This is a genomic window from Pseudomonas medicaginis, assembly GCF_965119365.1.
In the GTDB taxonomy this organism is placed as follows: Bacteria; Pseudomonadota; Gammaproteobacteria; order Pseudomonadales; family Pseudomonadaceae; genus Aquipseudomonas.
In genome coordinates this window covers 3,506,768-3,527,704 of the sequence record NZ_OZ221631.1, presented here as the reverse complement: position 1 = coordinate 3,527,704, position 20,937 = coordinate 3,506,768, and the positions used below count along the sequence as shown (strand labels likewise).

The 20,937-nt window shown below is 62.0% G+C and carries 12 protein-coding genes; 4 read left to right on the top strand and 8 right to left on the bottom strand.

All coding sequences use genetic code 11. The annotated features are described in order from the left end of the window. Window positions 1–50: 50 nt before the first annotated feature. The 5 genes from ACMTA2_RS15505 to ACMTA2_RS15485 form a co-directional block, all read right to left on the bottom strand. The gene (locus ACMTA2_RS15505; RefSeq protein ID WP_413795548.1) at window positions 51–1,226 is read right to left on the bottom strand and encodes a lactonase family protein; all 1,176 of its coding nucleotides are present in this window, start codon (window positions 1,224–1,226) and stop codon (window positions 51–53) included. Further along, window positions 1,213–1,548: a DUF5629 family protein gene (locus ACMTA2_RS15500; RefSeq protein WP_413795661.1), complete on the bottom strand. Its 336-nt coding sequence runs from the start codon at window positions 1,546–1,548 to the stop codon at window positions 1,213–1,215. The genes ACMTA2_RS15505 and ACMTA2_RS15500 overlap by 14 nt, the downstream gene beginning before the upstream one ends. A 197-nt stretch (window positions 1,549–1,745) precedes the next feature. Then, window positions 1,746–3,326, bottom strand: a complete 1,581-nt coding sequence (locus tag ACMTA2_RS15495; protein WP_413795547.1) for an aldehyde dehydrogenase (NADP(+)) — start codon at window positions 3,324–3,326, stop codon at window positions 1,746–1,748. 12 nt (window positions 3,327–3,338) lie between these two features. Next, entirely contained in the window at window positions 3,339–4,331 is a 993-nt protein-coding gene (gene araD1 / locus ACMTA2_RS15490) for an AraD1 family protein (protein WP_413795546.1), read from the bottom strand. Between the two features lie 149 nt (window positions 4,332–4,480). Further along, the gene (locus tag ACMTA2_RS15485) at window positions 4,481–5,803 is read right to left on the bottom strand and encodes an MFS transporter (RefSeq protein ID WP_413795545.1); all 1,323 of its coding nucleotides are present in this window, start codon (window positions 5,801–5,803) and stop codon (window positions 4,481–4,483) included. Between the two features lie 193 nt (window positions 5,804–5,996). Between ACMTA2_RS15485 and ACMTA2_RS15480 the strand changes: the two genes are divergently transcribed. The 3 genes from ACMTA2_RS15480 (at window position 5,997) to ACMTA2_RS15470 (ending at window position 13,504) form a co-directional block, all read left to right on the top strand. Next, complete coding sequence (locus ACMTA2_RS15480; protein WP_413795544.1) at window positions 5,997–7,733, top strand: IlvD/Edd family dehydratase; 1,737 nt, start codon at window positions 5,997–5,999, stop codon at window positions 7,731–7,733. Between the two features lie 202 nt (window positions 7,734–7,935). Beyond that, complete coding sequence (locus ACMTA2_RS15475) at window positions 7,936–8,655, top strand: FadR/GntR family transcriptional regulator (protein WP_413795543.1); 720 nt, start codon at window positions 7,936–7,938, stop codon at window positions 8,653–8,655. 139 nt (window positions 8,656–8,794) lie between these two features. Then, entirely contained in the window at window positions 8,795–13,504 is a 4,710-nt protein-coding gene (locus ACMTA2_RS15470) for a dermonecrotic toxin domain-containing protein (protein ID WP_413795542.1), read from the top strand. A 198-nt stretch (window positions 13,505–13,702) separates the two neighbouring features. Here ACMTA2_RS15470 and ACMTA2_RS15465 read toward each other — a convergent pair whose 3' ends face one another. Both ACMTA2_RS15465 and ACMTA2_RS15460 read right to left on the bottom strand, forming a co-directional pair. Continuing rightward, window positions 13,703–16,078: an efflux RND transporter permease subunit gene (locus ACMTA2_RS15465; protein ID WP_413795541.1), complete on the bottom strand. Its 2,376-nt coding sequence runs from the start codon at window positions 16,076–16,078 to the stop codon at window positions 13,703–13,705. 43 nt (window positions 16,079–16,121) lie between these two features. Beyond that, window positions 16,122–17,174 carry a WD40/YVTN/BNR-like repeat-containing protein gene (locus ACMTA2_RS15460; protein ID WP_413795540.1) on the bottom strand — a complete coding sequence of 351 codons (1,053 nt, stop codon included), beginning with the start codon at window positions 17,172–17,174 and terminating at the stop codon, window positions 16,122–16,124. 396 nt (window positions 17,175–17,570) lie between these two features. Here ACMTA2_RS15460 and ACMTA2_RS15455 point away from each other — a divergent pair, with 396 nt between their 5' ends. After that, window positions 17,571–18,002: a hypothetical protein gene (locus tag ACMTA2_RS15455; protein WP_413795539.1), complete on the top strand. Its 432-nt coding sequence runs from the start codon at window positions 17,571–17,573 to the stop codon at window positions 18,000–18,002. 271 nt (window positions 18,003–18,273) lie between these two features. On the opposite strand, the gene pepN is transcribed toward ACMTA2_RS15455, so the two are convergent. Then, window positions 18,274–20,931, bottom strand: coding sequence for an aminopeptidase N (gene pepN / locus ACMTA2_RS15450; RefSeq protein WP_413795538.1), 2,658 nt, complete (start codon window positions 20,929–20,931; stop codon window positions 18,274–18,276). Between the last annotated feature and the right edge of the window lie 6 nt (window positions 20,932–20,937).

Sequence of the window (20,937 nt, the reverse complement as noted above, 5' to 3'; positions counted from 1 at the left end):
TCAGTCTCGTTGATACAACGGCGCAGGCCCCTGAAAACGGAGCCTGCGGTCTATTGACGGACCATGAACTTCAAATCGCTGGGCGCATCCATCGGCATTTTCTGCACGGTTTTACCCAGCAGGCCGGTCTTCGGATCGCGCTCGATCACCACGATCTGGTTGCTCTTCTGGTTGGCAATCAGTAGGAATCTCCCACTCGGGTCGAGGCTGAATTCCCGTGGATGATCGCCTTCGACCGAGCGCCGCTGCAGCTCTTTGAGCGTGCCAGTGGCCGGGTCGATGGCGAACACCAGCACTTCGTTGGTGGTGCCACGGTTGCTGACATAGAGGAACTTGCCATCCCTGGACGCATGCAGCGCAGCCGCCGCCCTGCCCGGCTGGGGTTTGCCGGCGGCCAGGTCGACCAGTTGACGCTGGGTCAATCGGCCGTCCTGATAGTCGAACACCGCCACTTGCGCGCTCATTTCCATGGTCAGCCAGGCGTGCTTGCCGTCAGCGCTGAACAGCAAGTGACGCGGGCCGCTGCCGGGTGGCAACTGCACGAAGGCTGGATCGGCAGCGGTCAACGGCAGCTCTGGATTGGCTTTGGGGTCGTAACGGTAGATGAATACCTTGTCCGCCCCCAGGTCGTTGGCGAACACGTACTTGCCATCGGGCGAGGACACTGCGGCGTGCACATGGGCCGACATCTGCCGCTCGGGGTTAACCCTGCTCGGCTGATGACTGCTCAACTGCACCACCGGCGCCAGCTTGCCATCGGCGCCCACCGGCAATACCGCCAGGGTGCCGCCCGGGTCTTCCACCACCGAGTAGTTACTGACCAGCAAATGCCGGCCATCACCGCTGAGGCTGGAATGGGTCGGCTCGTTGCCCAGGGACTGCACCTGATTGATCAGGCTCAGTTCATGGGTCTTCGGGTCGATGGCGTAGCTGCTGACCTTGCCCACCGGGTCTTTCTGGCCCGGCCCGTTTTCGTTGACCACGAACAGCCGGGTCATGTCCTTGGAAAGGGTCAACCACGACGGGTTGTCTGTCTTGATCACTTGCAACGGGTTGGCATCGAGCTGGCCGGTGCGGCTGTCGAACCGCAACCGGTAGAGACCTTGGCTCTGGCCGGCAGTGTAGGAGCCCACCAGCAGTTGATGACGTTCCTCGGTGTCCGCCTGAACGCCCATGGCGCCCAGGCTGCCGGCCATCAGCAGCGGCCAGAGACTACGCATTTGCATCTTCGTCGTCCTCATCGTGGCCGCTGGTAGCTTCCACGCACTCCAAGTGGTGGTCGCCCGAATCGCTGGTGATGACCCAGTGGTTCAGGGTTTTGTCGAATATCGCGGCCTGCATCTGCGCGGGCGTGAAACGCCAGTGCTCGAGGGTGCGGCCGTTCATGCACTCGACGTGCAACTGGTCCTGCTCGTCGAGGGAAAAGTCGAACGCGTGCAGCCCATCGATAATCAGCATGTCGCAGGATTCGAGGGCGTGCAGCAGGGTGTCGGTTACGGCAGTCATGGCGATCAGTCGTTCATTGGGAAAGTGGCCATGATAACCCAATGTGGGCATGGGCCTTGGGCCATAAGGCTCGAAAGCGCTTTCGACTGGAAGATCGCCATCGCGAGCAAGCTCGCTCCCACAGTGGATTCTCTTGTGAATACAACACTTGTGTTCGCTGAAAATCCAACTGTGGGAGCGGGCTTGCCCGCGAAGAGGCCGGCACATTCAACATCAATGCCACGGCCTCACCGCGATCCTCAGAGCGCCTCGCGCCCCGGCACCCCATCCACCAACCGCAGGATCCCCAGCGGGTTGGCGTTCTTCAGCGGCTCCGGCAGCAGATTGTCGGGGTAGTTCTGGAAACACACCGGCCGCAGGAAGCGATCGATCGCCAAGGTGCCCACGGAGGTACCACGGGCATCGGACGTCGCCGGGTAAGGCCCGCCGTGCACCATCGAATCACACACCTCCACCCCGGTCGGATAACCGTTGAGCAGGATGCGGCCGACTTTCTGCTCCAGCAGCGGCGTCAATTCGCTGAACCGTTCGAAATCCGCCGGCTCGCCGATCATCGTGGCGGTCAGTTGGCCGTGCAGGCCATTCAGCGCGGCGGTCAGTTGTGCCTGATCGGCAACTTCGACAAACACCGTGGTGGGGCCGAACACTTCTTCTTGCAGCGCCTCGTCACCGTTGATCAACAGACTGGCGTCGGCCTTGAACAACTGTGGTTGGGCCTGGTTACCCTGCTGCTCGCGCCCGGCCAGGCGTTCGATGCCCGGGTGCGCCAGCAGTTTTTGCAGGCCCTTGCCGTAGCTTTGCAGCGTGCCAGCATTGAGCATGGTCTGGGGCGCCTGGTCGCCGATCAGCGCAGCCACTTGCTGGGTGAAGGCGGTGAATTGCGGCGAACGAATGCCGATCACCAGGCCCGGGTTGGTGCAGAACTGACCGCAGCCTTGCACCACCGAGGCGGTCAGGTCACGCGCGATGCTCTCGGCGCGAGTTTCCAGCGCCTGTGGCAACACGATCACCGGGTTGATGCTCGACATTTCGGCGAACACCGGAATCGGCTGGGGCCGTGCAGCCGCCATGTCGCACAGGGCACGCCCGCCCTTGAGGGAGCCGGTGAAGCCCACGGCCTGGATCGCCGGATGCTTGACCAGCCATTCGCCAACGCCACCGCCGTAGATCATGTTGAACACACCCGCCGGCATCGCGGTCTTTTCAGCCGCGCGGATGATCGCATCGGCCACGTGCTCGGCGGTCGCCATGTGGCCGCTGTGGGCCTTGAACACCACGGGGCAACCGGCCGCCAGGGCCGACGCCGTGTCGCCACCGGCGGTGGAAAATGCCAGAGGGAAGTTACTGGCGCCGAACACCGCCACCGGCCCGAGACCAATGCGGTATTGACGCAGGTCCGGACGGGGCAACGGCGTACGCTCAGGCAACGCCCGGTCGATGCGCGCACCGTAGAAATCGCCACGACGCAGGACCTTGGCGAACAGGCGCATCTGGCCGCTGGTGCGACCGCGCTCGCCCTGGATCCGCGCTGCCGGCAATGCGGTTTCACGGCAGACCACGGCCACGAAGTCATCGCCCAAGGCATCCAGCTCATCGGCAATGGCGTCGAGGAACTCGGCCCGGCGCACCGCGCTCAGCCCGCGATAGGCTGGATAAGCGGCGGCTGCAGCCTTGGCGGCGGCGTCGACTTCTTCTGCCGTGGCCTGGACGAAATCATGGGGCAAGGCCTCGCCAGTGCTGGCGTCGACGCTCTGCAGGCGAGTCTGACCGGCCGCGCTGCGTGCGCCGCCGATATAGTTGTGGCCAAGGATCTGGTTCATCGCAAGTCTCCTTTAAAGTGTGCCGATAGTACCCGGGTTGAACACCGCGTCCACCGGGGCAATGCCGTTGACCAGCGGCGCGCCGAATTCAGCCTGGCTGATTTCGAACACGTCCCCCGGCTGCGTGCGGATGCCGTCGGCGAACGACAGGGTCGCGGTGCCGAAGAAGTGAACGTGGACGTCCCCCGGACGCAGGAACTGACTGTACTTGAAGTGGTGGAATTCCAGGTTTTCGAGGCTGTGGCACATGTTCGCCTCGCCACTGAGGAACTCGTTCTGCCACAGCACTTCGCCGTTGCGCAGGATACGACTGGTCCCGGACAGATGTTGAGGCAGTTCACCCACGCGAAGTTCCGGGCCAAAACTGCAACTGCGCAGTTTCGAGTGGGCCAGGTACAGGTAATTCTTGCGCTCCATCACGTGGTCGGAAAACTCGTTGCCCACCGCGAAGCCCAGGCGATAGGGCTTGCCATCGTGGCCGATGACATACAGGCCGCTGATTTCCGGCTCTTCGCCGGCGTCTTCGGCAAAGGGCGGCAGTGGGAACGGATGGCCGGGACGGACCACGATGCTGCCGTCGCCCTTGTAGAACCATTCCGGTTGCACGCCAGCCTGGCCGGACTGGGGCTTACCGCCCTCCACGCCCCACTTGAAGATGCGCATGGTGTCGGTCATGGTCGCTTCGTCGCCAGCCTGCTGGTGCATCTTGTCCCGGGCCGAGGCGCTGCCCAGGTGGGTCAGGCCGGTGCCGCTGACCAACAGGTGCGCGGGGTCCGGGTGGTCCAGCGGCGGCAGGATGCGCAGCTCAGCGAGTAGCTGTGCATAGTCATGACTGGTGCCCAGGCCCAGGCTGTCGACCTGCCGCTCAAGCTTCACGCCCGCCTCGATGGCCGCCAACGCCAGGTCGCGCACGCTAGCGGCGCCCTGCACTTCCCGCACCTGGTCGCCGTCGACCACACCGACGCGGCGTTCGCCGTTACTCAATTCGAACTGAACTAAACGCATATCTTTCTCCTTGTAAGCAAAACTTGAATTCGGTGCAGTCCCTTGTGGGAGCGAGCTTGCTCGCGATAGCGGTCGCACATTCACCCATGATGTCGTCTGTCAGACCGCCATCGCGAGCAAGCTCGCTCCCACAGTTGAGTGCAGTGGCCTCAGGTACGCGTCGCCCCCCGGGCGCTGGCCGCGAACTGATCCGCCGGCAGCACATGCTTGCGCTCCAGCAGCCGATACACCACGCCGGTCAATACCAGGCCGAACACCATCACACAGGACAGGAAATACAGCCCCGAGGCGAGGTTGCCGGTGTACTCCTTCAGCGCACCGATCACGAACGGGCCGATGTAGCCGCCCAGGTTGCCCACCGAGTTGATCAAGGCAATGCCCGCCGCCGCACTGGCGCCGGCAAAGAAACGCCCTGGCAACGTCCAGAACACCGCCGTGCAGGAAAACAGTGCGAACGCCACCAGGCACAGCGCCGCCAGTTGCAACACCGGTACCGACAGCCAGGCGCTGAGGAACAGGCCGATGGCGCCCAGGATGTACAACACGGCCAGGTGACCGTAGCGGTCGTTCAAGCGATCGGAACTGCGGGGAATGATCAGCAGGCCGACGATGCCGAAGATATACGGCACCGACGACACGAAACCGGTCACCAGGTCGCTGCCGCCGAACTGCTTGATCAGCGTCGGCAGCCACAGGCCCAGGCCGTAGATGCTCAACGTCACCGGCAGGTAGAACAGTGCCAGCAGCAAGACACGCTTGTCCTTCAAGGCATGCAGCGGATTGCCGTGGCGGGTCTGGCCGTATTCCTCCAGGTCTTTTTTCAGCTCACCGGTCAGCCAGTCCTTCTCGGCCTGGTCCATCCATTTCACCTGTTGCGGACCATCCGGCAGGTAGCGCAGCACCGGCCAGGTCAACAGCACCGCCGGCAGGCCGATGACAATGAACAGCCACTGCCAGCCATGCAGGCCGAGGATCCCGTCCATGCCCAGCAAGCCACCGGACACCGGGCCGGTGATCATCATCGCGATGGGCTGGGACAGAATGAACAGGCCGAGGATCTTGCCGCGATGGCGCACCGGGAACCACTGGGTGATGTAGTACAGCACGCCCGGGAAGAACCCGGCTTCGGCCGCGCCCAGCAAAAAGCGCATGACATAGAAGCTATGGGGACCCTGCACGAAGGCCATGCCGATGGTGATGGCGCCCCAGGTGATCATGATCCGGGCAAACCATCGCCGGGCACCGAAGCGCTCCAGCATCAGGTTGCTGGGGATCTCCAGCAGGAAGTAGCCAATGAAAAACAGCCCTGCACCCAGGCCGTAGGCAGCGTCGCCGATACCGATGTCGGCGCCCATGTGCAGCTTGGCAAAGCCTACCGCGGAGCGGTCCACGTAGGCGATCAGGTACAGCAGGATCAGGAAGGGAATCAGTTTCAGCGTAATGCGGCGAATAAGCCGCAATTCCTGGCTCATGGGACCGGTCTCCGATTGTTGTTGTTATGGAACCTCGGGGGATTTCTCTCGCGAATGACCGCCAGGACAATCCCTCCATTGAGCTGGACTATATAGTAATACTATTTAACCAACAACACTTCCAAACCGCACAAATTGCGCTTATGTTACGCTTCAGCTAGAACAATATAGTCATACAATAAGAGAATCGATCATGTCTGATAAGAAACCCTCCCTGCGCTCGGCCCAATGGTTTGGCACCGCCGACAAAAACGGCTTCATGTACCGCAGCTGGATGAAAAATCAGGGCATCGCCGACCATCAGTTCCACGGCAAACCGATCATCGGCATCTGCAACACCTGGTCGGAGTTGACGCCGTGCAACGCGCACTTCCGGCAGATCGCCGAGCACGTCAAGCGAGGCGTGATCGAGGCCGGGGGCTTCCCCGTGGAATTCCCGGTGTTCTCCAACGGCGAGTCGAACCTGCGCCCCACCGCCATGCTGACCCGCAACCTGGCGAGCATGGACGTGGAAGAAGCGATTCGCGGCAACCCCATCGACGGCGTGGTGCTGCTCACCGGTTGCGACAAGACCACCCCGGCCTTGCTGATGGGCGCCGCCAGTTGTGACGTACCGGCCATCGTCGTCACCGGCGGACCGATGCTCAACGGCAAGCACAAAGGCCAGGACATCGGCTCGGGCACGGTGGTCTGGCAATTGAGCGAGCAGGTCAAGGCCGGCACCATCACCCTCGACGATTTCCTCGCGGCCGAGGGCGGCATGTCCCGCTCGGCCGGTACCTGCAACACCATGGGCACCGCCTCGACCATGGCCTGCATGGCCGAAGCCCTCGGCACCTCCCTGCCCCACAACGCGGCGATTCCGGCGGTGGATGCACGGCGTTATGTGCTGGCCCATATGTCTGGCATGCGTGCGGTGGAAATGGTCCGTGAAGACCTGAAACTGTCGAAGATCCTGACCAAGGAAGCCTTCGAAAACGCCATCCGCGTCAACGCGGCCATCGGAGGCTCGACCAACGCGGTGATCCACCTCAAGGCCATTGCCGGACGCATCGGCGTGCAACTGGACCTGGACGACTGGACCCGCATCGGTCGCGGCATGCCGACCATCGTCGACCTGCAGCCGTCCGGGCGCTTCTTGATGGAAGAGTTCTACTACGCCGGCGGCCTGCCCGCCGTACTGCGGCGTCTCGGCGAGGCCAACCTGATCCCCAACCCGAACGCCTTGACCGTCAACGGCAAGAGCCTGGGCGAAAACACCAAGGACGCGCCGATCTACGGCCAGGACGAAGTCATTCGCACCCTGGACAACCCGATCCGCGCCGACGGCGGTATCTGCGTATTGCGCGGCAACCTGGCGCCACTGGGCGCCGTGCTCAAGCCATCCGCCGCCACCGCCGAACTGATGCAGCATCGCGGTCGCGCGGTGGTGTTCGAGAACTTCGACGAGTACAAGGCCCGGATCAACGACCCGGAACTGGACGTCGACGCCAACTCGATCCTGGTGATGAAAAACTGTGGGCCCAAGGGTTATCCGGGCATGGCCGAAGTGGGCAACATGGGCTTGCCGGCCAAGCTGCTGGCCCAGGGCGTGACCGACATGGTGCGCATTTCCGACGCCCGCATGAGCGGCACCGCCTACGGCACCGTGGTGCTGCACGTGGCGCCTGAAGCCGCCGCCGGTGGACCGCTGGCGGCGGTGAAGGAAGGTGATTTCATTGAGCTGGATTGCGCCAGCGGCCGCCTGCACCTGGACATCCCGGATGCCGAACTCGCCGCGCGCCTGGCCGACCTCGCCCCGCCGCAACAATTGCTCGTAGGTGGCTATCGCCAGTTGTACATCGACCACGTGTTGCAAGCGGACCAGGGTTGTGACTTCGACTTCCTGGTCGGTTGCCGCGGCGCCGAGGTGCCGCGACACTCCCACTGACCCCATCCATCCCCTGTGGGAGCGAGCTTGCTCGCGATGGCGGTGTGACAGACAACTTGGATGTTGAATGTTCAACCGCTATCGCGAGCAAGCTCGCTCCCACAGTAGGTCGGCGTCAGCATTGAATCGCACTAGCGACCCGTCATCACCTCGCCTGCTATCATGCGCAACATTCCCCTCCCACAGGATCGCGCCGCGCCCCATGGACTACCGTAAACCCTCCGACCGCAAAAGCATGCATGCGCGCATCGTCCAGGAACTGGGCATGCAGATCGTCTCCGGGCGCTTCAAGCCGGACGACAAGCTGCCCGCCGAAGCCTTGTTGTGCGAAGAGTATGCCGTCAGCCGCCCGGTGCTGCGCGAAGCCACACGGGTACTGGTCGCCAAGGGCCTGGTGTATTCGCGCCCGCGCGTGGGCACGGTGGTCAAGGCCAGGCGGGAATGGCACATGCTCGATCCGGACGTGTTGCACTGGTTGATGCAAAGCAGTCCGCAGAATGAATTCTTCGGTTTGCTGACCAGCGTGCGCAGCATCATCGAACCCGCTGCCGCCGCCCTGGCCGCCCAGTTCGCCACCGACGCCGACATCGCCGCCATTCGCGAAGCCTACGAGCGCATGGACGCCGCCCCGACGCCCGAGGCCTTGCTGCAACCGGACCTGGACTTCCACAGCCGCATCGCCGAGGCCACCCACAACGACCTGCTCGCCAACCTGTGCAACATGCTGTCGGTGGCCATCGCCGAAGCGCTCAAGCATTCCAACCAGCGGCCCAACCTGCACGAGTTGGCCATGCCACGGCACAAGGCGATCCTCACTGCCATCGAGAACCGGGATGCCCTGGGTGCCCGCCATGCCACGCTGGTGCAACTAGACGACGCCCGCAGCGCATTGAACGTTGTGCTGGGGGCCGATCCCGCCTGATCAGGTCAGACCGCGCAACGCTTGGCTAACCGACATTGTTCTCAACAGGCGGTATTTATGTACCGCCTGCTCATGCCATGGAAGTCGATACTTTTCTCGCCGTCATCCCGACGGCCATGTTTCGTGAAAAGGACTTCTCATGAGCACCCCTTCCACCGCTGATTCGATCCCTGCGCTGGCCCAATGTGTGAGCCTGCAATTCGCCAGTCGCCCGACCCTCGAACAGGCTGCCCGGCGCCTGCTCGAACAGGCCCTCAAGAAAACCGATCCGTGGCTGGACATCGACCTCTTAAAGACTCAACTGGCGACGCCGGACGTCACCACACGCGGCTGGCACTTCCAGCCCTTGATGGGCGTAGTCCTCGATTACCTGGCCAGCGGCACACTCCCGGACTTCACCTCGAAGGGAGCGCTTGACTGCTTTCTTTCCGACGACCCGCCACGGCGCCTCTGGTCAGGCGATCGACGCCTGGACATGCAGGTCATCCGGCGAGCGATCCTTGAACTGCCCTGGAGCGTACCGATCGACCTGGAAGATGCGCTGGTCCGTTACTGGAGCGCTGACATCAGCGGCGACGACCAAGCCGACGCGAGCCGCCACACCAGCCGCTGGTGCTGGCTCAGCGATGTGCTGCGCAACACCCTGAGCCTTCGTGGCCTGCAACAACCCGGGCTCACGGAGTCGGCGCGCGATACCCTCGACCAGATCGTCCGGTGGCCGGACCACGAGCAACGTTTGTGCCTCAATCGACAAGCGCCGGTGTATGCCTACCACCTGGAAACCCGGCTCACCCAGGGTGGCAACCAGACGACACTGGTCGGCAGCGAGATTCTCCTGACCCGCGCCCATCAGAGCATCCGCGAATGGCTTTTGTGCAGCCCCGGCAGCCCCGGCAGCGCCGTGCAGTCCTTTGCCTCCCTGGAGGCCTTCGAGCACCATTGGGGCAAACAGATCGCCAGCCAGTACACCGTCGACACCATCACCTGCCAGCGCCACGAGATCAGTGGCAACGTCTTCGAGCACCAGGCGGCCATGCTGCTGGAGCAGCAACTGGCCGACCTGCAAGCGGTGCAGTTGCCCGCCGGGATCGACACGCAGGCGCTCACGCATCTCTACAGCGACTTGAGCGACCCGGCCCGCTCGCTGCTGGACGCCCCGCGGCTGTCACCCGACATGAAGGCTCGCCTTGGGCCCCTGTTGCCCGCCTGGTTGAAAAACGCCCCTATCGTCGACCAGACGACACTCCAGCACTACAGCCTGGCGCTGGCCAGCGCCAAGCGACGCCACCAGGGCCAGACTTTCCTCAACGGCATCGACGACATCAAGGCCTTTACTGCCGACGCCTTGCTCGACCGCCTGGGAAAAGCCAACGACAGCAGCCCGGCTCCGCTGCCATCGAATCAGCTCCGGCCTGACGACGTGGTGTTGACGTTCAGCGTTTCGGCGGGTTATCCCGGCACCATCGGCGTCAGCGAGAAACGGCAGATGAGCCTGACTGAACTGGCCATCCGCAATCTCGTCGGCCGTCCCAGCGGCACCTTCAGCCTCAGCCATCGCCTGGACCACGCGTTGCCGACCTGGCTGACACCGGCCTTCATCAACCAACTGATCGAACAGGTCGACATTGGCGCGACCTATCCTCGCTATCTGCGCCAGCATCTGCTCGACGACTCTCCCCGAACGCAGGACCGGCAACGGATCTTCGCCGAACAGCTTCCGGCGCAACTGATGCTTGAAGCATTGAAACAGAAGCTGGCCCAGGAGAACGGCATGACCGCCCCGGGCCTGCGCCTGCTGGAAGCCGTGCTCCAACCCAACGCGGCAAGCCAGCAGGTCAACGGCCGCCCAGTGGTCGTTCGCCACCTGGGAATACTGCGCAAGCCCCAGACCCAGGCCGACACCGTGGCCAACATGTTCATCATCGAGGCGCAGGACATCGCCAGCGGCCCGCACCTGTTGTATCGGCCGCTCTACGCGCCCTCGCTACAGCAATTCGCGACCCGCGAGGCACTGATGCAGGCCATTGCCGCCACCGGGGACCTGCAGGACAGCATCCTCACTTGGCTGCCCGACGCCGCGCGCCCGATCTATGCCAACGGTGGCTTCCTGGAGCCACACATCGTGCGGTTTTTCAGCGGTGACGAGTTCAGTGTCCCGGACAAGCCTGCTCCCGCCACGCTCGCCCTCGACGACGCCCACGGCGAACTGCTGCAATCGCTGCACAACGGCGAGTTGATGCACTACCTCTACGGCTGCAACGCCCAGGCCCTGATCACCCAGGCCGACCGGGATTCGGTGTCCAACCGCGAGAGTCGCTGGGCAGTGTTGCTCGAAGGCGGTGGCCTGTTATTCAACACCTTGCTGTTCCCGTTGCTGCGCGGCCCGGCGATGACCACCGTCTGGCTCTGGAACCTGATGGCCAGCGCCCAACAGGACATCCCGGCGCTGACCGGCGAGGACCCAGTGGCCCGGGAGCTGGCGGCCGTCGACCTGCTCGTCAACCTGGCCTTGCTGGTGAGCCAGTTGCCCGCCGGTCATGCACCTGTGGCTCGTGCAGCCGTGCCCGAATCGATACAGGAACAGGCCATGCGCCCGCCCGCGCCGCGCGTCGTCGCCGAGCAATGGCCCGAACCGGCGGCACCCACCCTCGTGGAGGGCACCGTGGCCGTGCCTGACGCCCATGCCGATAACCGGCGCTTGAATGTCGACTTTGCCAGGGCCAGCGGCCAGCCGACTCCCCAACAGCAGGCGCGCTTGCAGCGTTTGCAGGTGCCGCCCCCGGCTACCCCACCCGTGCCGATTGAAAACGGCCCGTTCCAGGGCCTGTACGTGATCGACAACAAATGGCACGCCCAGGTCAAAGGCGCCTTCTATAGAGTCACACCCGAATACGATGGCAGTGCAACCATCGTCGACCCACTCGCTCCGCTCGACGCTGACAAGAACGGCCCACCATTGCGAGTCGATGCCCAGGGCCATTGGCACCTGGATCTGCGCCTGCGCCTGCTCGGCGGTTCACCGCCCAAGCGATTGGAAGCACAGCGGCGTGCCAACCTGGAGCGGGCCAAGCAGTTGACTGATGAGTCCAACCGGTTGGAAGCGCAAGATGCCGATCGACAAAAAGCCCTGGAAGTGGCCCAGCAAGTCATGACCCGGACCGAGGAAGGCAGCCAGTACACCGAAGCCCAGCGGGCGGCCAAACGCAAGATATTCTATGACCTGCTCAAGGAGCAGACCGAGATGTACCTGACCCTGGCAAACAGCGCGGCCGAACGCGCCAGCCTGGGCATCGGTTTCCCGTCCGGCTACATGCACGTGCTCATGGAGAACGTGATCAACAATGCCCGCAAAGCATTCCTGATCACAGAAACGGAATTGCAGGCCCTCCAGCAAGCACATCCTCAGTTCGGAGAGCATGCCAACATCAGGGAAGTTGTCATCCGTGACGTCGAGTCCTATATGAAGTACCTCGACACCAAAAGCAACATCCATGACCAGGCGATCCATTGGCTGGAACTCAAGGACGATTACCTCGAGCGGCTATTGAACCTCGATGCGTCGGGCGCACGGGCATTCGAACGGCTGACCCGCAACCGTCCCGCCAATGAGAGTAACGCCTTCGGCAGTAAAATCCGGCAACTCACCACGCTCCCCATGCTGTCGGTGAAAAACCGGCAATCCGCCCTGCCTGACCGCCTGCTTCGCATTCTCATACCACTGATGGAGCACATCCGTTCCCACGATGACCTGCAAACCTACGACATCTCCCCGTCGGACAGAATCGAAGTGCTGGAAAGCCTGACCGAGCATTACGGCAAGACCCTGGATACGTTGAAGGGAACAAAGGCCCTTTACCTGGACGACATCAACGAATCCTATTTCGACAGGGTGGTCAAACTGATCGAGGGCCTTTACCAAGAGGTCTCCAGCAAACTCGCCGCTGAAATCAAACCCGAGCCAAAACCGCGCAAGCGTATACCGAAACGCCCCAGGACCGGCGTTGGGCTGCCGCAGAAAAAACTGATCAGGACCCGCCACAATGGCGTCTTGATCGGCGACCTGAAACCCGCCGGCACGAGCCTGCCCATCGAAGTCGTCGAAATGCACTCCAAGGGCAGCAACCAAATACTCGCCACCTATTCGCGCCACGAGGATGTCTGGGATGTGGTCGATGTACGCCGCCCGACCCCGGCGCCCCAGACGCGATCGATCAAGGCCATCCGGACCCATGCGCAAGAACTGCTCGGCGAGCTGGACAAGCGCATGAGCCGGGCTGAAAGCTACAAGACACACTGCCGCCACCCTCAGGAAATCGAGGAAATCCTGAACAACGAGGCGAGTCACTTCCGCACGCTCTCCGAGGAACTCGACCGGGCCCTCATGGCATCGCCAACCTCACGCACCCCGGCAAACGAGGCCCTGGGCCAGCTGTTGTCGGACGCTGCCACCAACCTGACCACCAAAGGCAGCGACCTGCGCACCGAACTGAGCCTGAAACTGCCGCCCACCGACGGCAACCTGCGGTTTTTGTTCGAGAAAAACCTGGTACAGGTGGCCCGCCTCGGCGACCGCACGGCCCTGCAAGGGGCGCGCAAGGACTTCCTCCAGGAATACGCCATCAACGACCGTGACGGCTTTGCGATCTGGTACGCGCATTTTCATTACGAAGCGGCCGACACACCGAAAGACAACTTCAGCGTCGCGCACCTCAAGACTAAGGAACAACGCAAGGAGCACTACCACTCGCTGCTGGCCAAGGCCACCAGCCCCTACGCGGTGGTGAATGTGCATCGAGGGCAGATCAGCAAGTCACTGGCCCAGAGCCGGTTCTTGCCGTTGGCGCCTTAATCGCTGGAGCGATAGCGTCCGCTTTTGTGGCGAGGGGATTTATCCCCGCTGGGCCGCGAAGCGACCCCAACTCTGCCACCTCAATCAACCTGACACACTGGCGTGTCAGGTTTTTGGGACTGCTGGCGCAGTCCAGCGGGGCGGTGCGACGTTTCGCTAAAGCCCCTCGCCACAGGAGGCTGCGCCGGCCTTGATCCATCAATGGGCAAACAGCGAATTGCCCTTCTGCCCCGCCAGTTTTTCCGGCTTGATCAGGAACCGCGCCAGCGCCGGCAGCAGCCACAGCGCACCGAACATGTTCCACAGCAGCATGAACGTCAGCATCAAGCCCATGTCGGCCTGGAACTTGATGGCCGAGAAGATCCAGGTGCACACGCCGATGGCCAGGCACAGGCCGGTGAACAGCACGGCCTTACCGGTGGATTTGAGCGTCTGGTAGTACGCCTCTTGCAGCGGAAGTCCAGCCCGCAGGAAGCTTTCCAGGCGACTGTAGATATAGATGCCGTAGTCGACGCCAATCCCCACGCCCAGGGCCACCACGGGCAAGGTCGCGACCTTCACGCCAATGCCCATGAAGGCCATCAGCGCGTTGCCCAGCACCGAGGTCAGGACCAGTGGCAGCACGATGCACAAGGTCGCCGCCCAGGAACGGAAGGTGATCATGCACATGGTCGCCACGCAGATGTACACCAGGATCAGGATTGTCAGCTCCGACTCCTTGATCACCTCGTTGGTGGCCGCTTCGATGCCGGCGTTACCGGCGGCGAGGATGAATTCCAGGCCATCGCGGTTGTTTTCCTTGGCAAAGTCCTGCACCGCCTTCACCGCGCGGTCCAGGGTCTCGGCCTTGTGGTCATTGAGGAACACCAGCACCGGCGCCAGGGAGCAACTGTTGTTGTACAGGCCATCGGCCCGGGCGATGGAGTTGTTCAACACGTCAGGGTTGCGCGACAGGGTTTCCCATTTCAGGTTGCCCTCGTTCATGCCCTTGATCATTTGCTTGGACACGGTCACCAGGGAAATCGCCGACTGCACGCCCTCGGTGTTCTGCATCTTCCACATCAATTCGTCGATGGGGGCCATGGCTTCATAGCGCGAGCAGCCTTCGGCCTTGGTCTTGACCATCACCACCAGCACATCGGAGCTGGTGGAGTAATTGCTGATGATGAAATTGTTGTCCTGGTTGTAGCGCGAGTCCGGACGCAGTTCAGGCGCGCCCTGGTCGAGGTCGCCGATCTTCAGGTTCTGGCTGTACCAGAGGCCGCCGCCGAAGGCGATCACCGCCAGGGCAATGGACACCGGCGCGACCTTGGGGCTGGCGAAACTCGACAGCGAGCGCCAGAACGGATGTTCGCGAGTCGCGTCTTTCTTGCTGCGCTCGATGGCACGCTTGCTGATACCGACGTAGGAAATCGCCACGGGCAGCAGGATCAGGTTGGTGAAGACGATCACCGCCACACCGATGGACGCGCCGATGGCCAGCTCGCGGATCACGCCGATGTCGATGATCAACAGGGTAATGAAGCCCACGGCGTCCGCCAGGATGGCGATCATCCCCGGCAGGAACAACTGGCGGAACGTGCGCCGCGCCGCCGTCAGGGCGTTGTCCGCTTCGCTGGACTGCAAGGCGATGCCGTTGATTTTCTGTACGCCATGGGAAATGCCGATGGCGAAGATCAGGAACGGCACCAGCATCGAGTACGGATCGAGGCCGAAACCCGCCGCGTGCATCAAGCCCAATTGCCAGACCACCGCCACCAGCGTGGTGCTCAATACGGCGATGGTGCTGCGCATGCAGTTCGTAAACCAGTACAGCAGAATCAGCGTGATGACGAAGGCCACGCCAAAAAACAGCACCACCATGACCAGCCCGTCGATCAGGTCACCGACTTTCTTGGCGAAGCCGACGATGTGGATCTGCACATTCGGATTCTGGGCTTCGAACTTGTTGCGAATCTTGTCTTCAAGCTCGTGGGAAAACTTGCGATAGTCGAGGGCGAGCAATTTGCCCTGGTCCTGCGGGTCGGGATAGGACTCCAAAAGCGGAATGTCGATGATGCTCGACTTGAAATCGTTGGCCACCAGGCGCCCGACCTGGCCGGACTTGAGCACGTTGTTGCGCAACAGGTCGAGGCTGTCGGCCGAGCCGTTATAGCTCTGGGGAATCACCTCGCCGCCGGCGAAGCCCTCCTCCGTCACTTCGGTCCAGCGCACGCTGGGGCTCCACAACGACTTGAGCCCGGAACGGTCGACGCCGGAGATGTAGAAGACCTCGTCGTGGATCTGGCGCAAGGTCTCCATATAGTCCTTGGAGAAAATGTCGCCATTGGTGGCTTCCACAGAAATGCGCACCGTATTGCCCAGGTTCGCCAGGTCGTTGCGGTGCTCGAGCATCTTCTGGATGAAGGGGTGCTCGAGGGGAATCATTTTTTCGAAACTGGTGGAGGGACGGATCAGCGTGGCCTGCCAGAACAGGAAGATGCTGACCAGCAGGCAAATGACGATCACTGCCGGGCGGTTATTGAAAATCAGGCGCTCGAGAAACGTCGCCTTGTCTTGGTGATGACTGCTCATGGGGTCCGCCTTCTTGTTTTTATGCCCGTCTCGCAGGCCTGACTCATTTGCTCAGTTCGGCGCCGCTGGGCGTGGCGGCGCGCACGCCGCCTTGCCCCGCCAGGATCAGGTTGCCGTTGCCCGCCGCCGTGACGGCCGCCACGGAAATTCGATCCGGACGGTTGAACACGCTGAAGGTCTCGCCGTCGTCGGTACTGCGCACCACGCTGCCGCCGTTGCCGACAATCACGATGGAACCGTCCGCCAGCAACGTGGCGCCTGACAGGCCGAATTCCAGGGTGCCGCGGGCGGCCTTGAGTTCGACCTGCTCCCAGGAGCTGCCAAAATCGCTGGAACGATACAGGTTGCCGCGCAAGCCGTAGGCCAACAGCGTCGAAGGTTGACCGGTGCCGATGACCCCGAACAGCGAGCCTTCATAAGGGCCTTCGACCTTCTCCCAGGTCTGGCCCCAGTCGGCTGAGCGGAACATGCTGCCCGCCTCGCCGACAATGAACAGCCCGGCGTCTTTCACGGCGGCTATGGCATTGAGGTGGAACTGGTCTTCGTTATCGAGGCGGTCGCTGGCGTCTTCCCAGTGCTTGCCGCCGTCGGTAGTCTCGTACAGCGCACCGTACGCACCCACGGCAAAACCATTGCTGGCGTCCTTGAACCAGACATCCAGCAGCGGCGCTTCACGCGTGAGGTCTTCGAACTGCTTGGTCCAGGTACTGCCACCGTCTTCGCTGGCGAGGATCTGTGCGTCATGCCCCACCGCCCAGCCGTGTTTTTCGTCAACGAAAAATACCGCGGTGAGCAGTTGGCGGGTCGGCACCTTGGCCTGGGTCCAGGATGTGCCCTGGTCGTCGGAATAGACAATGTGCCCACGATCACCGACGGCCACCAGGCGCTGGCCGGCATGGACTACATCGAGCATCAGGGTTTTGCTGGCCTTGGCCGATTCGACGGAATAGATGACATCGGACGTCGACGCCGCAACGGCCATCACCGGCGCCGACAACACCGCTGAGCCCAGCAGCGAGAGCGCCGAAGCCAGCAGCGCGACTCTGCGCAGCAGCGGCGGCCGGCAGCGGCCCACAGCCATGACAGGCTCATTCATAGACCTTTCCCCCATTATTATTGTTAGGTCATTCAACCTTTCAGGGCGCCGTAAGCAGGCTCTGGAAGGTTGCCAGTCCTGGAGCATAGTCCTGAAACCTGCAATCTAGAGCCACTTCGGAAGCTGACCTATCCTATCGGGCTTTCGAAAGGTCTGACAATCGACGCCGCGTTATCTTTTGTTAACCAGGAGGGTTGGCGCGGGGAGTGAATGGTGGGGTATTCGGTGGGGTGATGGCACGGCCATTACAACGACAGTCTAGGTTTTCTATTCAAAATCAATATAAAACCCTGCTATTTCTGACAGTAGCCCGCTTCCCTTTTCTAATCGACACTCACCACATCGAACAGTGACGAACAAAATATTACATTAGCAATTGCAAGAGGAGCGAGTGTCATGATCCCCCCTGAAAATGTTAATGATGAAAAAGGATTTGATGTAGAGCCCTATAATAGCTACGCCATGGACGTCCCTACTGTAATCAGGCTACTGGAAGGTACAGGATATTCCTGGGACATGAATCTACCAGCATTCAATTTCACCAATAAATACAGGGGTGCTACTTTTATAAATTACAAAGTAATGGGTAGCATTGGTCATAGCAATAAATATTCTGCCAGTGTTACTTTCCATGATGACCTTAGATTTTCAAGCACTGAATTCATTAAAGAAACAGATGAGCCCGCGCCAGGAAATGAAGAAGCCTTAGTCAATGCTCTCAGCCTGAACATTCTACTTGCCAGGCACTATACGGCGGGTATCGGCCTAGGGGCACTGGCCATTCATGGCTCTGGAAAAGAACTTAACTTTTCAAAAAGAAGCTTTTAGCCCGTATTGCTCATGAGCCTCGTCGATCAAGTCGATAGAGCCTCACAGGACAGGTGTTCGCTGCAAATCTACTGTGGGAGCGGGCTTGCCCGCGAAGACGGCAGCACATTCAACCTCTTCCTGGCAGACACGCCGCTTTCGCGGGCAAGCCCGCTCCCACAAGGGATTTGGGGTGTGCGTCGCCTTTGCATGCACCAGCAAGACCTGTGGGAGCGAGCTTGCTCGCGATGGGCGTGCACCGCGGTCCGCCAGGCAGACCGCGGTATCAAGGTCACGCCAAGCTCTTGCTCACGACTTCAAACACATCGGCCGATAGCCCGCCGGACGCCAGGATGCGCTCCAGTTCGGTCTTCATCAGCGCTTGGCGAGCGCTGTCGTATTTGCGCCAGCGGGTCAGCGGCGCCAACTGGCGCGAGGCAATCTGCGGGTTGAAGCCATTGAGCTGGATGACCAGGTCGGCCAGGAAGCGATAACCCGAGCCGTCGGCGGCGTGGAAGTTGATCAGGTTCTGCCCGGCAAACGCCCCCACAAGCGCCCGCACCTTGTTCGGGTTCTTGATATTGAACGCCGGGTGTTCCATCAACGCCTTGACCCGCGCCAGGCCACCGGGCAGCGGGCTGCCTGCCTGGACGCTGAACCACTGGTCCATGACCAGCGGGTTGCCCTTGAAGTTTTCCGCGAACACTTCCAAGGCGCGGGCCTTCTCGGCTTCGAACGGCGAATTGACCAGCACCGCCAATGCCGTAAGACGCTCGGTCATGTTATCGGAGGTGTCGAACTGCTCCAGGGTCGCGCTCAGCACCTCTGGCTTGTCGGTGAGCATCAGGTACGACAGCGCAATGTTCTGCAAGGCACGCCGGGCGAAATGCTCGGCCTCGGCCACGTACGGTGTGCGCTTCGAGAGATCGCGGTTGGCTTCATAACGCAGCCACAAGGCCTCGAACAGGTTCTCGGCCAACTGCTGGCGGGCGAACTCGCGGGCAGCGTGGATCGCCTCGACGTCCGCCACCTCGCTGATTTCCGTCAGGTAGGCTTCGCTCGGCAACGAAAGCATTTCCGCAACCATGGCCTGGTCCAGGGATTCATCCGACAGCACGCTGCGCAGCGCACTGACCAGGCGCGGGTCCAGCGACAGGCTGGCGCCCTGCTGATGCTGGCCGATCAGTTCCTGCAAGACCTGCACCGAGAGCTGCTGGCCGGCGTCCCAACGGTTGAAGCCGTCGCTGTCGTGCTGCATCAGGAACATCAGTTGGTCGCGGTTGTACGGGAAGCTCAGTTTCACCGGTGCCGAGAAGCCACGCAGCAGCGATGGCAGGGGGCGTTCGGCGATGTCGACAAACGTGAACGTCTGCTCGGCCTCGGTCACCGAAATCACCCGGGAGGTGCCGCTTGCCGCGGTTTCACCGGCCAGGCGCAACGGGATCTCGGCGCCCTGGCTGTCCAGCAGGCCCAGTTCCACCGGGATCACGAACGGCAGCTTTTCCATCTTGTCCGGGGTCGGCGGGCAACTCTGGCGGAACGTCAGGCTGTAGGTCCTGGCCGTGGCGTCGTAGGACTCGCTCACCGCCAGCCGTGGCGTACCGGCCTGGCTGTACCAGCGCTTGAACTGGGCGAGGTCGACGCCGTTGGCATCTTCCATGGCCTTGATGAAGTCGTCACAGGTCACGGCCTGGCCGTCGTGGCGTTCGAAGTACAGGTCGCTGCCCTTGCGGAACCCTTCCGGCCCCAGCAGGGTGTGGATCATGCCGACCACTTCCGAGCCCTTTTCGTACACGGTCAGGGTGTAGAAGTTGGAGATCTCGATAAAACTGTCCGGACGCACCGGGTGGGCCATGGGGCCGGCGTCTTCGGCGAACTGGTGGGTGCGCAGGTACGCCACGTCCTGGATCCGCTTGACGGTGGCTGAGTTCATGTCGGCCGAGAACCCGGCGTCGCGGAACACCGTGAAGCCTTCCTTGAGCGACAGCTGGAACCAGTCGCGGCAGGTCACGCGGTTGCCCGACCAGTTATGGAAGTATTCGTGGGCCACGATCGCCTCGACCCGCTGGTGCGCGGCGTCGGTGGCGGTTTCGGCACGGGCCAGCACGGCGCTGGAGTTGAAGATGTTGAGGCCCTTGTTCTCCATGGCACCCATGTTGAAGTCGTTGACCGCGACAATCATGAAGATGTCCAGGTCGTATTCACGCCCATACACCTCTTCGTCCCAGCGCATCGACTTCTTCAGGCTGGTCATGGCGTGCTGGCATTTGTCGATGTTTTCCGGCTCGACGTAGATGCGCAGCGCCACGGTGCGCTCGCTCAGGGTGGTGAAGGTGTCTTCGACGCACCACAGGTCCCCGGCCACCAGGGCAAACAGGTAGGCAGGCTTCTTGAACGGGTCTTCCCAGGTTGCCCAGTGCCGGCCATCTTCACCGGGGCCACTGGCAATCGGATTGCCATTGGACAGCAGCACCGGGTAGCTGTGCTGTTCGGCCACCACGGTGGTGGTGAACTTGCTCATCACATCCGGGCGGTCGAGGTAATAGGTGATCTTGCGGAACCCTTCTGCCTCGCACTGGGTGCAGAACATGCTGCCGGACTTGTACAGGCCTTCCAGGGCAGTGTTGGTTTCCGGGTGGATCCTGACGGTGGTGTCGACCGTGAAAGCCTGGGTCTTGGGCTGAAGGGTCAGGTGGCTGTCGTCCAGTTGGTAGTCACCCTGCCCCAGGTCGGCATCGTCAAGCTTGAGCGAGACCAACTCCAGGTGCTGGCCGTCGAGCACCAGCGGCGGCAGCCCGGCGCCGCGCTCGGGGTTGCGGCGCATCACCAGTTGCGCATGGACCAGGCTGTGGTCCTCGAACAACTCGAAGGTCAGGTGTGTTTCGTCGATCAGGTACTCGGGGGCCTGATAGTCCTTGAGGTAAATCATCTTCGGTTGTTCGGTGCGCATGGGTCG

Excerpts from the sequence above, each read along its gene's own strand:
- ACMTA2_RS15470 (WP_413795542.1), top strand. The coding sequence starts at position 8,795 with ATGAGCACCCCTTCCACCGCTGATTCGATCCCTGCGCTGGCCCAATGT.
- ACMTA2_RS15485 (WP_413795545.1), bottom strand. The coding sequence starts at position 5,803 with ATGAGCCAGGAATTGCGGCTTATTCGCCGCATTACGCTGAAACTGATT.
- ACMTA2_RS15505 (WP_413795548.1), bottom strand. The coding sequence starts at position 1,226 with ATGCAAATGCGTAGTCTCTGGCCGCTGCTGATGGCCGGCAGCCTGGGC.
- ACMTA2_RS15460 (WP_413795540.1), bottom strand. The coding sequence starts at position 17,174 with ATGAATGAGCCTGTCATGGCTGTGGGCCGCTGCCGGCCGCCGCTGCTG.
- ACMTA2_RS15455 (WP_413795539.1), top strand. The coding sequence starts at position 17,571 with ATGATCCCCCCTGAAAATGTTAATGATGAAAAAGGATTTGATGTAGAG.
- ACMTA2_RS15465 (WP_413795541.1), bottom strand. The coding sequence starts at position 16,078 with ATGAGCAGTCATCACCAAGACAAGGCGACGTTTCTCGAGCGCCTGATT.
- araD1 (WP_413795546.1), bottom strand. The coding sequence starts at position 4,331 with ATGCGTTTAGTTCAGTTCGAATTGAGTAACGGCGAACGCCGCGTCGGT.
- pepN (WP_413795538.1), bottom strand. The coding sequence starts at position 20,931 with ATGCGCACCGAACAACCGAAGATGATTTACCTCAAGGACTATCAGGCC.
- ACMTA2_RS15495 (WP_413795547.1), bottom strand. The coding sequence starts at position 3,326 with ATGAACCAGATCCTTGGCCACAACTATATCGGCGGCGCACGCAGCGCG.
- ACMTA2_RS15480 (WP_413795544.1), top strand. The coding sequence starts at position 5,997 with ATGTCTGATAAGAAACCCTCCCTGCGCTCGGCCCAATGGTTTGGCACC.
- ACMTA2_RS15475 (WP_413795543.1), top strand. The coding sequence starts at position 7,936 with ATGGACTACCGTAAACCCTCCGACCGCAAAAGCATGCATGCGCGCATC.